General features: G+C 39.0%; 8 protein-coding genes. All 8 read right to left on the reverse strand.

Going from position 1 to position 15,810, the window contains the following annotated elements; all coding sequences use genetic code 11:
• Window positions 1–3: 3 nt before the first annotated feature.
• A complete protein-coding gene (locus tag RGQ13_RS13950) occupies window positions 4–921 on the reverse strand; it encodes a transporter substrate-binding domain-containing protein (protein WP_348390354.1) in 918 nt (305 codons plus the stop codon).
• A gap of 437 nt (window positions 922–1,358) precedes the next feature.
• Window positions 1,359–1,649: a GIY-YIG nuclease family protein gene (locus RGQ13_RS13955; protein ID WP_348390355.1), complete on the reverse strand. Its 291-nt coding sequence runs from the start codon at window positions 1,647–1,649 to the stop codon at window positions 1,359–1,361.
• Between the two features lie 459 nt (window positions 1,650–2,108).
• Window positions 2,109–6,917 carry an RHS repeat-associated core domain-containing protein gene (locus RGQ13_RS13960; RefSeq protein ID WP_348390356.1) on the reverse strand — a complete coding sequence of 1,603 codons (4,809 nt, stop codon included), beginning with the start codon at window positions 6,915–6,917 and terminating at the stop codon, window positions 2,109–2,111.
• Between the two features lie 874 nt (window positions 6,918–7,791).
• Complete coding sequence (locus RGQ13_RS13965) at window positions 7,792–9,858, reverse strand: M13 family metallopeptidase (RefSeq protein ID WP_348390357.1); 2,067 nt, start codon at window positions 9,856–9,858, stop codon at window positions 7,792–7,794.
• 596 nt (window positions 9,859–10,454) lie between these two features.
• Entirely contained in the window at window positions 10,455–11,063 is a 609-nt protein-coding gene (gene cysC, locus RGQ13_RS13970; protein ID WP_348390358.1) for an adenylyl-sulfate kinase, read from the reverse strand.
• Window positions 11,064–11,074: 11 nt separating this feature from the next.
• Window positions 11,075–12,808 (reverse strand): SLC13 family permease, encoded by a 1,734-nt coding sequence (locus RGQ13_RS13975; RefSeq protein WP_348390359.1) that lies wholly within the window; start codon window positions 12,806–12,808, stop codon window positions 11,075–11,077.
• A 213-nt stretch (window positions 12,809–13,021) separates the two neighbouring features.
• Window positions 13,022–14,431 (reverse strand): sulfate adenylyltransferase subunit CysN, encoded by a 1,410-nt coding sequence (gene cysN / locus RGQ13_RS13980; RefSeq protein ID WP_348390360.1) that lies wholly within the window; start codon window positions 14,429–14,431, stop codon window positions 13,022–13,024.
• A 151-nt stretch (window positions 14,432–14,582) separates the two neighbouring features.
• On the reverse strand, window positions 14,583–15,482 hold the full coding sequence (gene cysD, locus RGQ13_RS13985; RefSeq protein WP_348390361.1) for a sulfate adenylyltransferase subunit CysD: 900 nt from the start codon (window positions 15,480–15,482) through the stop codon (window positions 14,583–14,585).
• Window positions 15,483–15,810 lie beyond the last annotated feature (328 nt).

Genomic DNA, 15,810 nt, shown 5'->3' on the forward strand with positions numbered 1-15,810 from the left:
TGATCAGTTAAATTTTCTAAATATTATTAACAGTATGAGACTAACGACGACGAAAAAAGTGATAATTAAAGAAAGAAAATCCTTTGAATGCACTTCTAAATGTGACTCATAGCCAAGCCATTTATCCATAATATTACTTCTTTGTTCAGCTGATATATCGGCAATAGCTTTATTGATAACGGGTAGCAACTCTGAATTTTGATGTGATATTAAAGCGCGAACATCCATAACAATTGACGATATTCCGCCTATTTCAATATTACTATAAGCCATATTGTTTATTCGATTAAGGATCACAGGTAATACATCAGCAACAGCAAACACTTCTCCTTTATTTAATAGTTCCAACCCTTCGTAGGTAGTTGCTACTTCGACAATATGTATATTGGGGTAATTTTGTTTCATTAAATAATAAGCATTATAGTTTTTGCCTATTGCGATTTTTTTACCGGCCAAGGTTGAAAAATCTTCGACATAAGCAGCGCTTTTTTCTGTCGCTATTACAATAGGTACATGAGTAAAAGGCTCACTTAAAAGGCCTATTTTTTCCCACTCACCAACTAAAATACTATTACCTAAAGTAAGATCCGCCGCATTTGTTTCTACTGCACCTAATACATCACTCCAATATGGTTTTCGTTCAACTTTATAATTAAGGCCTGCATTGTCCATTATTAATTTGGTGAAGTCTGGAATGATACCAACAACTTCACCATTATCATTAGCAAAGTTGAATGGCTGCCAATTACCCGCTAGCGCGACAGTTAAATGCGAGTTTTCTGTAGAAGATATTTGTTGAGACGGTGTTTCTGTCGTAGTTTGTTGGACTTGCTGGGACTGAGTGCCTGCCTGCTGTGCACATATCAATGACGGAAACACAATTAAGAACAATATAACTGTACAGCTTAAGTGCTTACGCATAAATGAGGATTTCCTGACCCAAAGATTTAAAGTTTAAAGTTCATAGAAAAAAGTATAGCTGACATTTTCATGACTATTATCTAACTATTTGTTTTCTTCATTATAATCAGATTAAATTCAGATTAGCTGTTAAGAGAATGCAACTAATTGTTCAAAAATGAAACATGCATGTAAGTCTTTTAATCGTCATACCCTGGCTCACGTCATGCCCTGCTCGTTCGGGTATCGGGTATACATTTATCCGTCATGCCCGGCTCACGTCATGCCCGGCTCGTTCGGGTATCGGGTATCCATTTATCCGTCATACCCGGCTTGTTCGGGTATCCATTTATCCGTCATACTCGGCTTGTTCGGGTATCCATTTATCCGTCATGCCCGGCTCGTTCGGGTATCCATTTATCCGTCATACTCGGCTCGTTCGGGTATCGGGTATCCATTTAACCCACTATATTTTGATGCAAATCCAACCATTCTGGATTTTGTTCAATGATTTTATTAATTTTCCATTGCCGGTTCCATTTCTTCATTTGCTTTTCTTTGTAAATAGCATTCTCCATTGTTGAATGTTGTTCGAAATAAACTAATTTATTTAAGTCATATTTTTTGGTGAAACCATCAACTACTTTTTGCTTATGTTGCGCTATACGACGTGGCAGATTACTGGTGACACCAATATATAACGTACCATTTTTGTAGTTACTCATTATGTACACACAGGGGTGTTTCATCTTGAAGTCCTTTTCAAGTTAAAGTGGTTAAAGTTCTGGCGGTGACTGATAGTAGAAATCTTCACGCCTGGCTAGTCGGGTATTCAAAAGCATGGATTACCGCCTTCGCGGCAAAGACGGCGGGAGGCCCCCCTAAACTCAACAAAGTCTTACCCGACTCGTTCGGGTATCCAAAGCATGGATTACCAATTTTTTCAATTCAGAACCGCATCATTTTTTGAAATAAAAAGCTCTATTCTTCCACGTCGTCGTCTTCGACAAACCAAACAATGTAAAAGACACTAATAGAAGTAATAAGTATTCCAGCCATAAAGAGCCAATACATAAATGGCTCTTCATGCATTTCGAAAGCTACACCTCTAAAGCTTATTTGTTCTAATCGATATGAATCGTAAACATATTTACCCCCAAAAAAACTAAATACGGATAAGGCGATTTGAAATCCTAGTTCTTTAAAATTTATTCGCATTTACACTTTTCTCCCGCAGCATTACCAACAACTAATTGTAAAACATGCGTACCAACTTGCTTGAGTACGCCCATTTTTCCTTTCAATGGAATATTGCCACCTCTTGTAAAGTAAGTGTTCATAGCAGCCTCGGTGCCAGCCGACATGCCAGCAGAAACCAAGTCTTTTTTATTCCCATTAACAACTAAATCTAAAGCTGCAAAACCTAGTGAAGGAAGAGCGCCACCAGGCATCAGTCCAGCTACTAAACTAGCGTTGCTAAGTGTCATTTGTTGATCAATATCACGGCCTATTTGATGGGCTGCAACTCTCATGCTATTGTCAGCCTCAGAAATAGAGTCAAATCCAAACATTTTTGCAAAAGCAAAGTTATCGTTCATAAAGCTCATATCTGCACATAAACCTAATGGATCTGTATACTTCAAAGGATTACCACCAACATAGCCAAAGGTATTCATGCCACCATTTAATCCTATTGGGTCGCTTTGTATGTATCGACCTGTTGTCGGGTCGTAATCACGATAGTAATTGTAGTGTAGTCCACTTTCACCATCATAGTATTGTCCGGGGAAGCGTTTGTTGTAGTCAAATGTGGTGCCATCTAAGTTTACATCACTGTTTGCCAAACCATTACCAAATGGATCAGATTGCCATTGCCAGATTTCTACTTTGTCGATATTAGTAATGGCTCTTGGCGTATTTAAATGGTCGGTATGTACATAAAACAATTCACTGCTATTAGCTTGGTGTTTTAATATTGCTATTGGCATAGTTCCTAAGTAGATATGCTCGCCGGTTACGATGCCATTGTCATCTATTTCAACTAGCAACTGCCCGGTTAAGTCATAAGCGAATGTTGTGGTTTCGCTACTTGGCAGTAATGTTTTTTGTATGCGTTGACCAAGGCCGTTGTATTTGTATTGAGCGACATTGGTTATTTGACTTAGTTGATTATAAGGTGAGTATTGTAATGCTTGACCATTACGATTTAACCTATTGCCATTAGCATCGTAATTAATAATTAATGCATTAATGCTGGCGAGTAAGTTGCTACCAATAGCGACTCCGTATTGGGTTTGTATGGTGTTTTTAGTAAAGGTTAGGCGATTACTATTTTTGTCATAGGTAAATCCTTGCAGACCGTTAATAGTATCGGCAACTTCCAGACGATTTAGTGCATCATAACTGAACTGATAATTTGATTGGCTAAGCATATTGGCAGCGCCATCAAAACTGTGTTGTAGACCCAATGGTCCATTGGTTAAGTTGGTTGTTCTTCCTGCTAAATCATAGGATTTATTCAGATTTAAACCATTAGCAAAATTTAAGTTTGTTAGTAAGCCACTGAATGTGTAGGTGGCATCGCTTATAATGTTTTGTGTGCTGCCATTTTGAGTTAAGTCCATAGCTTGAATATTACCAACCATATCGTAGCTGTAACTGATTACGCTGCCACTTGGGTAAGTGATACTTTCAATACGCCCATGTAGATCATAACCATAATTAACGGTAGTTATGATGTTGCCTATTGTTTGGCTTTGAGAGGTAACTTCCCCAAAAGCATTATAGGTATAGCTTACTTCAGAGCCTCCTTTTGAAACCTTACAAAGTTTACCAATGCCATTGGTGCATAGATCATAAAAATAAGTAATGTCATTACTACTGCCTAAGGTGTCAGTATTTAACACGCGATTATAGGCATCAAATTGATAGATAAATGCTTGCAGTTTAGCATCACGAACCGATATGCGATTGCCTGCAGCATCATAACTAAAGGTTGAGATGCCTGTGTCTGGGCTAGTTTCGCTGAGTAAATTGCCCACATCATCATAGCTGTAGTTTGTTGTATTACCATTAGCGTCGGTTACACTGGTGGGCCTATTATTTGCGTCATAAGTGAAGTGATTTTCGCTATTGGCTGTTGCCGGGTTCGTACCGTTAACATCTTTGCTAATGGTAGTTAAGCGTTTTAATTCATCATAAGAAAAACTGCTTGTTACGTTATTTCCGTCAGTTTGTAACAGTAAACGACCATCGGTTGAATAAATTGAATCAACCATTTGGTTTGCCGACGTTTGCTTACTTAAATGTTTATAATTGTCATACACATTAGTGATTTGTTGCTGTAAAGTGCCGCTTTCATCATACGTATTCTCTGCAATAACGTTACTTTGATCATCTAATACAAACTCAATGTAATGCCCAAGGCTATTGCTCACTTTAGACAAGCGCTGAGCAATGTCGTAAGTAAAAGTAAGAGTTGTTGCATCTTCACTACCATAACCTGTGGTAATAGTTTCGATTAAACTATTGGCAATATAAGTAATGAACGTTGTACGGCGTACATCTTCAACGGTTTCTGTATATGACTCAAGCTCTGGCACAAAACGCTGATAGGTGTACTCAACAGTTAAGCCATTACTGGCGGTATATGACTGAACTTTGCCACTGTAATGATAGTTGACATTCGCTTTAATTAAGGTGCCGTCAGGCCCTACAATGTCCTTTAAACCGGCACTGTTGGAGTCGTTTTCAGCTAACGGGTGAAAATTAAATTGATAGCTATCATTTACACCTGTGCGAGGACCATCGATGCTACTTAACTGTCCTAATGGGCCGTTGTATTGATAACTAACCACTCGCTCTATTGGGCTGCCATCAGGTTTATACCCTTGCAGTCGTTGCTGCAATAAATGCCCATATTCGTCATAAGTGAAATGGCTGATTTGCTCACCGCCAGAAACCGACTGTTGAATTACATGGCTTAATTTAGTGACAAACGAAGCGTCATAAGTAAAGTCAGTTCTTCGCTCATTAACAGTGCCTAAGGCGTTAATGATGTATCCCGGATTCCCGTTTTCATCGTAATCACCATATGCTGTCGTTACCCCATCAATGGTTTTAGATAAAAGGTTATTTGTATTTGGATCATAGTTGAATGTTTTCTCGCTGCTAGCTCCAGAGTTACACGTTGGGCCATCAACATCGGTTAGTAAACCTAACCCTAACTGCCCGATAGCTTGATATTGGGTAACGTCGCCATTGCCATGAGTAACAGTGCGGCTGCCATTATTTCTATATTCTACATTTACCAGGTCTTGGTTATCGCCATGAAAACTACTTATGGCTAAACCTCTTTCGTTGTATTGCCACGTCGACATATGGTCATCACTATTAATCGATAGACCAGTAAGTAACGAAGAAAATTTTTCATCTTCGTAAAAATAATTACGATGATCACCACCAAATATTGAAGGAAGAGCTTTTGTCAGCATACCGTTTCCTCTTGAAGAATAGCGGTATTCTCTACTAAACCCACTATGAACATGGTCTATCTTTCCATCATCACCGTATTCAAAGCTTAAGCGTTTACCGCTTGGGTTAGTTACGTATTGCAGCTTATTACTGTCGTTATATTCTAGTGTGTAAGCATTGCCATCTAGATGGGTTATTGATTCAAGCTTTCCTGATTGGTCGTACACTTCAACGGTATTTTGCAGCGTTTCAAAACGCCACTTTTTCGAACTAAATGATAATGTAGAGCGAACATCGGCATAAACTGCAATCCAACTTTTTCGGTCTTTATAGAATGTGATCACTTTGCCATCATCACGATGTAATTTTGCTAGCGTTAATAGTTCACCATTTATCTCTGCTGTGCTCGTTCGTATAAAGCGAGAATAAGTATGAGACCATTTAGGACCAAAACCTGATGACTGGTTACTCAAACTGTTGTAATAGCGAACAAAGTCTAATGGCATGAAACCCTCACCTTGAAAATCAATCTCCTGCTGAAATTTATTGCCGGTTATCACGTTTATTGGGTTACCAACCATTCCATCACATTGGTCGGTCTTTCCATTATTTCGTCCAGTTGCGATTAGCTCAGTAATTAAATCTTCTTCTTTGTCGGGATCTTTACCTTGTTTAACCGTAACTTGAAACTCTACCGGGTTCTCTGGCGCCCAATAACTGGTCGCCTTGATGGTGTAAGTGCCATATTTATTTCCTGACTCGAAAAAGACTTTAGCAATACCCTCAAAGTTTGTTGTTGCCTCTATAGAGTCAATTTTTGAACCGGAAGTGCCTTGCTTAAAAATATAATTAAGGCCGCCACTTTCTTTACCTTTCGGGCGAGCAATCACTTCAAAGGTAACTAGTTTATTAGGGGTGCCAGAAACATTGTCATAATCAATAAGCTTTAACGCCAGTGGTTCAATAGAGTTGTCGTTTTCATAAACAGTTAAGTTAGCGCCGTTGGTTATTTGCATAGCACGGCCTTTAACTTCGAAGGACTCAGCGGTTACCAAAGTTTCGATACCAGCAGAAACATCATAGGTTTCAATTGTCCAGGTACCCACTTGGTTGCCAACAAAATGAGCCGACTCTACCCACCAACCTGGTTTCATGCAGCTGATATCGAATAGCTCTATCCAACATGTACCTGTCCATTTTATTCCACCGTCATCAATTACGTTTCCATCAGGTTCGATAAGTTTCCAAATAATTTCATCGCCAGAGGCAATACCATAATCAATAATCTCTATTTTCCTGGAAACGTGAGAATTGATCCGTGCAGGTGAACCTGCCGAAACTGTATAGATAGGACGTTTGGTCCACTCCGTACCAGAGTTCGCTACATGATCTTCATCTTCATAACCGCGTAAAGATCCTAAAGGCTTATGAAAAGGTTGTACCGCATTAGCGGCAATAGAAAATAACATGGCGATTAAGATGAATAATCGTATAAATAGTAAACGGGTTGTTGGATAGCAAGATCCATAAAAGATTGGGCGCATATCTCCTCCTTGAGATTAAATACCTTAATGATGTAGTAGCCAATTATTGTGGCTTGGTTCACGCAACTCCTTTGCGCGTTAAATCATAATTAAGGCTAGTTTAGAAATTCAGGAATGCAAAATTTTTCGATACTAATTGCGAATAGAGTATGATCTACCTTCGAATACGCTGCGCTTAGAATACGTCATGCCCGGCTCACGTCATGCCCGGCTCGTTCGGGTATCGGGTATCCATAAAGAGCAGGAACAAAGAGGAAAGCTAGATTACCGCCTTCGCGGCAATGACGGGGGGTGGAGGAAGTTACAAGAAGATGAGCTGTCATACTCGACTCTCATCATGCCCGTGTCTCGTCATGTTCGACTCTCGTCATGCCCGACTTGTTCGGGTATCCATAAAAGCATGGATTACCGCCTTCGCGGCAATGACAGGGGGTGGCGGAAGTAACAAGAAGATGAGCGGTCATGCTCGGCTAGTCATGCCAGACTCTCGTCACGCCCGTGTCTCGTTATGCCCTGCTCGACTCTTGACATGCCCGCCTCTCGTCATCCCCAACTTGTTCGGGGATCCATAAAAGCATGGATTACCGCCTTCGCGGCAATGACAGAGATAAGCTACGGGAATGACAGCGATAACGCTAGGTAACTTTCGAGATAAACAAAAACGCGCCTTATAGGCGCGTTTTGAATGTTTAGATCCTGATTTGAGATCCTGAAACAAGTTCAGGACAATACTAACGATTCGAATACACTATCGTTTCGAATACGGTACTTCGTACCTCCTAATACGCTGTGCTTCGATAACTACTTCGGAATGAAATGTATTCGTAGTGCAACGTATTCGAAGGCGCAGAGCGCCGTATTCGTAACTTAGTTATTACCAGATTTTTACGCGTTTTTCAGGAGCGATGTACATTTTATCGCCTTCTTTAACGTCGTATGCTTGGTAAAACTCATCCATGTTAGATAGTGAGCCAAGTGCTCGGTAGTGACCTGGTGAGTGGCTATCAGTTGCTAAACGTTCACGAGCAGCTTTTTCAGTGTGCTTTTGACGCCAGATTTGCGCGTAGCCCATAAAGAAGCGTTGATCGCCAGTTAAGCCGTCAATTACCGGAGCTTCTGCACCATTTAATGATGTTTTGTATGCACGGTAAGCGATAGTTAAACCAGATAAATCACCGATGTTCTCACCTAACGTAAGTTCACCATTTACATGAGTATCTTCGAATGGGAAGTAACCATTGTATTGCTCAACAAGTTGCGCTCCACGTTTAGAGAATTCAGCTAAATCTTGCTCTGTCCACCAGTTTTTCATGTTACCTTCGGCATCGTATTTACTGCCTTGGTCATCAAAACCGTGGCCCATTTCGTGACCGATAACAGCGCCAATACCACCATAGTTAACAGCTTCATCTGCTTCTAGGTTAAAGAATGGTGGTTGTAAAATAGCGGCAGGGAAAACAATTTCATTTACTGTTGGGTTGTAATAAGCATTAACTGTTTGTGGTGTCATGCCCCATTCCCATGTATGGATAGGACCACCTAGTTTTTCTATTGATTTAGCAAAGTCTACTTTATCAACGTTAACTAAGTTAGCAATTAAATCATCATTTGAGATAGATACGGCTGAGTAATCTTCCCATTTGTCTGGGTAACCAATTTTAGGAGTAAAGGCAGCAAGTTTAACACGAGCGGCTTTTTTAGTATCAGCAGACATCCACTCTAATTCGTCAATAGACTCACCGTAAGCAGAACGTAAATTTTCAACTAATGTAACCATACGAGACTTAGCTGTAGGTGTGAAGTGACGTTTAACATACACTTTACCAATAATTTCACCTAAGTTACCGTTAATTAAACTAACACCACGTTTCCAACGAGGCTTTTGCTCTTGCTGACCGTTAATTGTTTTACCGAAAAATTCGAAGTTTTGCGCTGCAATATCATCGTTCAGGTAAGATGCAAAACCACCAACAACTTGCCAGTTTAAGAATGTTTTCCAAGTGTCCATATCGGTACTTGCAACAATTTCACCAAAACCTTCAACAAAGTCAGGTTGGTTAATAATGATATTTGCTTGATCTTGAACGCCTAAAGTTTCTAACCAAATGTTCCAGTTAAAGCTTTCAGTTAAAGTATTTAATTTAGCGGTTTCAAACTTATTGTAGCGCGCTTCACTGTCACGTGTAGCCACACGAGTCCAATGTAATTTAGCCATTTTAGTTTCAAGTGCCATAATCGATTCAGCAGATGCTTGAGGGTTATCAAGGCCAGCTAATTCAAACATTTTTGTAATATGAGCAACGTAAGCGGCACGCATTTCTACAAAACGTGCATCTTCTTTAAAATAGTAGTCGCGATCAGGAAGACCTAAGCCCGAATGCCAAACATGGCCGGCATAAGTACTTGAGTCTTTTGCATCAACAGATACGTAGTAGTATAGCGGTGAATCTAAACCCATAATTTGTGCTTTAGCAAAAAATGCAGCTAAGTCATCTTTTGTTTTAAGGGCTGCAACGTCGGCTAAAAATGGTGCTACAGGTTTAACACCTAACGTGTTTAACTTCTCAACGTTCATAAATGAACGGAATAAGTCAGCAACTTTTTGCTCATCTGAACCTGCTGTTAGTGCTTCAGCGGCAGCAAGTTCTTCAATGATAACATTTACGTCTTCGTCAGATTTATCACGTAGGTCATAAAAAGAACCGATAGAGGTTTTGTCAGCAGGAATAGCGTTTGTATCTTCCCACTTACCATTAACGTAAAGGTAAAAGTCATCTTGTGGACGTACATTTTCGCCCATGTTAGCGCGATCGATACCTGATGCTAATGGTGTTTTTTGTGTTTGTACTTCAGCGGCTGACTCTGCAGTGTTTGCAGCTTCATTACAACCTGCTAAAAGTAGTAATGACGAGCATACAACGCCCGTTAATAATGATTTCATCTCTCTTCCCGAATATTTTAGTTTTTTTCTAATGGTATAATTTTGTTATATTCTAATCGTATATATAATGCATTAGATTTATTTCGAGCTTGATATTACGAGGAATTAAAGTGAAGATCTAGTGTTAAGCGGCAAGATTAATGATTTGTTACAAGTTTAATTGTACAAGTGTAATGTTTTGTTGGCAGATTAACTTGATTTTTACAAGCATTGATCATTATTCATCAATTAAAAAAAAGACGCCTCACGACGTCTTAGATATTTCTTTACGGGTTAAAGTAGCTGCGAAACTATAACCTTTAAATGTGCGAGCATTTAAATTTAATATGATAGATATTAAATGCAAGTTATAAGCCAGTAAAAATGACTCTAACGTTTACAATACGTTAATCCATTTGGCTACTTAAGTCTCTTAGCTGTTGTAAAGAATACTGACAAAAATCTAGGCTCGAATACGTTACACTCCGGATACGTTTCACTACGAATACGCTGACGCTTCGATAGCTACTTCGTGATTCGAAATGAAATGTAATCGTAGTAGCGAAGCTACGTACTCGAAGGTACAAAGTACCGTATTCGTAGCGGCAGCGTATTCGTTACTTAGTTAAGTAACCATTTACTTCTAAGTAACTCACAATTTGCATAGCACATTGTTCAATGCTTTTGTCTGCAGTTTTTACATGAATTTCTGGTGTTACAGGGGTATCGTAAGTTGAATCGATACCAGTGAAGTCTTTGATCTCACCTGCTCGTGCCATTTTGTATAAACCTTTAGGGTCACGTTGCTCACAAATTTCTATTGGTGTGTCGATGAACACTTCAATAAATTCACCTTGCTCTAACATGTTTCTTGCCATGTCACGATCAGATTGAAACGGTGAAATAAATGCCGTGCTACAAATCAAGCCTGAATCGACAAATAATTTACCTACTTGGCTTATGCGTCTGATGTTTTCTATTCGGTCTTCATCACTAAAGCCTAAGTCACCATTTAAACCATGACGAACATTATCACCATCTAGCAAGTAGGTGTGGCATTGACGTTGAAACAATATATCGTCAACAGCATTAGCCACAGTAGATTTTCCCGAGCCGCTTAAACCGGTATACCAAAGCAAACAAGGCTTTTGATTTTTTAATTGAGCACGCTCTTGCTTAGTTACAAGGTGAGCATGCCATACTGTGTTTTCAGTTTTTTGAGTCATAATGATTATCTTTATTTAAACGGAAATATTAGTGGGATCATATATAACACCACTGCACTATAAGTTATTGAAATTGGCAGGCCAACTTTAACAAAGTCTTTTAATCGGTAGTTACCGGCATTGTATACCATTACGTTAGTTTGATACCCATATGGGCTGATAAAACTACCACTGGCACCAAACGCTACAGCCATGATAAAAGGTAACGGGTTGGCATCTAAACCAATCGCAATATTATAAGCGATTGGGAAAATAAGTGCTGCTGCAGCATTGTTTGTAATTGCTTCAGTTAACAATAATGTAATTAAAAACACCGCAACAAAAGCTATCATCACGCTTTTATCTTGTAAAAAACCATGAACTAAATCAGCAATAACTTGAGAAACACCAGTTCCTTCTAAAGCCGTTGCTAACGTTAATGCACTCACAACAATTAACCAAATTTCTAACGGAAAGCGACGCTTTATTTCATTGATAGATAAACAATTAAAAGCAAATAATGCTGCCATATAAAACATTAAGCACTTAAGTAACGATATTTCAAAAATGACAGATGTACTAATAGCACCAAGAAAACCAAACAGAGTAAATTTATCACGCCAGCCAGACAGCATATCTTCCGGTTCAACACCGGTTAAAATGAAAAAGTTTTTCGTTAAGTTCGTACGACTTACAAAGTCATTACCTACCGCAAGGACTAAAAAATCACCTGACTGAATAACTAAATCACCCAATTTACCCGATAATGTAGAGCCTTCTCGCCTAATAGCAACAACAGCTGCGTCAAACCTAGCTCTAAAGCCTGCTTGTTTGAGTGTCATACCGATAATGGCCGAACCTGGCTTGATTAATACTTCAGTAAGGTTGTCACGCAATAAACCATCTTGTTCAGCAAACAATTGCAAGCCGTCAAACTGTTGCAGTACGAACACTTTAGAAATATCACCGGTAAAAATAAGTTTATCACCCGGTTGGATATATTCTTCTGGCGTTACTGGCGAAATTAAATGGCCATGGCGAATAATTTCGATTAAAAATAATGAGTCCATGCTACGTAAACCATTATCTTCAATAGACCTGCCAATCAGCTTAGATTCTCGCATTACTTCTGCTTCGACAAAGTAATGCTTGTCATCCTTTGAATCGGCGGCTGTTTTAGGTAGTGCTCTAATGCGAATAAATAACACCAGTAAACACGCCCCCATTGCAGCTAAGCCAACCAAGGTAAAGTCAAAGAACTTTAAACTAGGCAAGCCTCGCTCTATCAGCATTGAATTTACAATAAGGTTCGTTGAGGTACCAACTAATGTTAATGTACCACCTAAAATTGCGGCGTAAGAAAGGGGTAACAATAACCGACCGGGGTTAATAAATTTATTATTCTTTATCGGAGAAATTAACGTCGCAACAACAGCTGTGTTATTAAGAATTGCCGATGCAAATGCCGTTGTTAGTAAAGTTTTAACATAAGATGAGGTTACCGATTTACTGATAAGACGGCTGGCCAATAAGCGTAAAAAGCTTGTACGTTCAAACGCAAAAGAGCAGTTTATTAATAGTATTAAGGTTATTAACCCGGGGTTAATAGCGTTATTAAAGATTTGTTCGGTTGTAACAAAAGATAAAGTAAGGCAGGCCATGGTCGCGGCGGCAAAGACACGCTCAGGGCTATTTTGATACTTCACTAATCCGATTAATGTGCCAGCAAAAATCGCTAACATCATCCATTGATCAATGCTGAGCATGGAAAACCTTTTTGTTTTGCTGTTAGGAACTAGGAACTAGGAACTAGGAACTAGGAACTAGGAACTAGGAACTAGGAACTAACATCATCAATTTTTTAATTATAAGTCAACATATACCATGCATTTTTTGCTGGCAAGATATATTGAATGATTAACTAAAAAGGCGACAAATGCCGCCTTTCTGAGTTGCAATTTTAACGGTTAGTTAAACCATTAAACAGGTTTACAGTTCCACTCAGGGAAGTTCTTACGTATAAACGCATTTAATTCCACTTCTGTAGGGCTGTATTGTCTTGTTTCTTCTTCAACGTCACCTTCAAGAGTAGTGTTAGTGATCATGCCTGCACCAACAGTAACATTGGTTAAACGATCAATAATTACAAATGACCCTGTACCTTCGACTTTGTCATAACCATCGATAACCACAGGGCCGTTAGTCGCAATATTACAAGAAGCAATTTCATTAAGCTTCATTTCATCTTCTTGAACGTGCTCTAATGTGTTGACGTTAATTCGGTAGTTGATGTTATCAATACGTCCATAAGTATTTTTAGTACCAATCTTTAATTCGTACTCTTTACCGGGTTGCATTGCTGCATCACTCATCCAAACAATAGTTGCAGCAAACTTATCGGATACCGTAGCTAATTTATTTGAACGAACTAATACATCACCACGAGAAACGTCAATTTCATCATTTAAAGTAATGGTGATTGCTTGACCAACATGAGCAGAGTCTAACTCGCCATCGGCAGTTACAATGGCTTTAACCGATGAAGACTTACCAGACGGTAAAGCTGTAACGATGTCGCCAATATTGATTACGCCGCCAGCAATAGTACCGCAGAAACCACGAAAATCTAGGTTTGGACGAGTAACGTACTGTACAGGTAAACGGAAATCTTCAAAGTTCTTATCAGAGTCAATTTTAACGGTGTCTAAAAGCCCCATTAATGTTGCGCCGGGGTACCAGTCCATTGCTTCTGAACGGTTTACTACGTTATCGCCTTTAAGGGCTGAAATTGGCACAAAGCGAATATCATGAAGGTTAATTTGCTCAGCAAATTCGCGATATTCAGTTTTAATTTTACGGTACTCATCTTGGCTGTATTCCACCAAGTCCATTTTGTTTACCGCAACAATGATATGTTTAATACCTAACAAAGAAGCAATGTAAGAGTGACGTTTGGTTTGTGTTTGCACGCCATAGCGCGCATCAATCATTACAATGGCTAAATCACAGTTAGATGCGCCAGTTGCCATATTTCGCGTGTATTGTTCATGACCAGGACAGTCGGCAATGATAAACTTACGCTTTTCAGTAGCAAAGTAACGATAAGCTACATCAATAGTAATGCCCTGCTCACGCTCAGATTGTAAACCATCTACCAATAATGCTAAGTCAAACTCTTCATCAGTGGTGTTGAATTTTTTAGAATCTGCTTTGATCGATTCTAAATGATCTTCAAAAATTAATTTTGAATCATGTAACAAACGACCAATAAGAGTAGATTTACCGTCATCGACATTACCACACGTTAAAAAACGCAGCATATCTTTGTTTTCGTGTACTTTTAAATATTCTTCAATATCGTTTTCTAATAAAGCTTGTTCAGTGCTCATTATTATTTTCCTTTCAATTCATGCAAATAATAACTACATGAATGATTTTTTAATTCTTTATGGGGCAATTAAGCTGTAATACTAAAACGCAGCAAAGCTGCATAGCCTTGACTCCTTACAACCTTGAATCCTTTCTAAATTTATCCGAAATTTAGAAGTAACCTTCCATCTTTTTCTTCTCCATAGAGCCTGATGAATCGTGATCGATCATTCGGCCCTGGCGTTCAGAGGTTTTGGTTAATAGCATTTCTTGAATAACTTCAGGTAACGTAGTCGCTTCAGACTCAACTGCGCCAGTTAATGGGTAATCGCCTAATGTTCTAAAACGCACCATTTTCATCATTGGCTCTTCACCATCTTCTAATGGCAAACGCTCATCATCTACCATTATCAAGGTGCCGTCACGCTCAACAACAGGGCGTTTAGCTGATAAATATAATGGAACGATATCGATATTTTCTAAATAGATGTATTGCCAAATATCTAGTTCTGTCCAGTTCGATAATGGGAAAACACGTATGCTTTCGCCTTTATTTACTTTGCCGTTGTAAGTATTCCACAATTCTGGACGTTGGCTTTTTGGATCCCAACGATGGTTTTTATCACGAAATGAATAAACACGTTCTTTCGCGCGAGATTTTTCTTCGTCACGACGAGCACCACCAAAAGCAGCATCGAATTGATGTTTATCTAATGCCTGCTTTAAACCTTGAGTTTTCATTACATCGGTAAATTTAGAGCTACCGTGATCAAATGGATTAATACCTGCCGCGCGGCCTTCTTCGTTGGTATGAACAATTAAGTCCATGCCACACTTTTCTGCCATCATATCGCGAAAGGCGATCATTTCTTTAAACTTGAATGTAGTGTCTACATGCATTAAAGGAAACGGCGGTTTAGCCGGAAAAAATGCTTTCATAGCTAAATGCAGCATTACTGCCGAGTCTTTACCTACAGAGTAAAGCATTACCGGATTATCGAACTCTGCCGCTACTTCCCTGATGATATGAATTGATTCAGCTTCCAGCTGTTTTAAATGTGTTAAGTTCATTGGCAACCATTTTATGTAAGTTGATGAAAAATTGAGAAATTTTTTAGAGCGCGTATTATTTCACAAAATCAGTGCTCTTTCTATATTAGTTTATATGATTCTGATCTGCGAATTTGCTATTAGATATAAGGAAAAGGTAGAAAGTTGAAAGTTCAAAGCTGGAAAGTTAGAAAGCTAGAAAGCGGGAAATATTCACACTTTTCCCCATCCATGGTACGGGAGGATAAGCATATTCTTTGTAAAGTATTGATTCAGCGATAAGACATCTAACATTTGCCATCCATGGCGGTTATACATTCCTTCGTCCATAAAAAAAGGATGACCTAAG

The sequence above is a fragment of the Thalassotalea psychrophila genome (assembly GCF_031583595.1).
Classification (GTDB): domain Bacteria; phylum Pseudomonadota; class Gammaproteobacteria; order Enterobacterales; family Alteromonadaceae; genus Thalassotalea_A; species Thalassotalea_A psychrophila.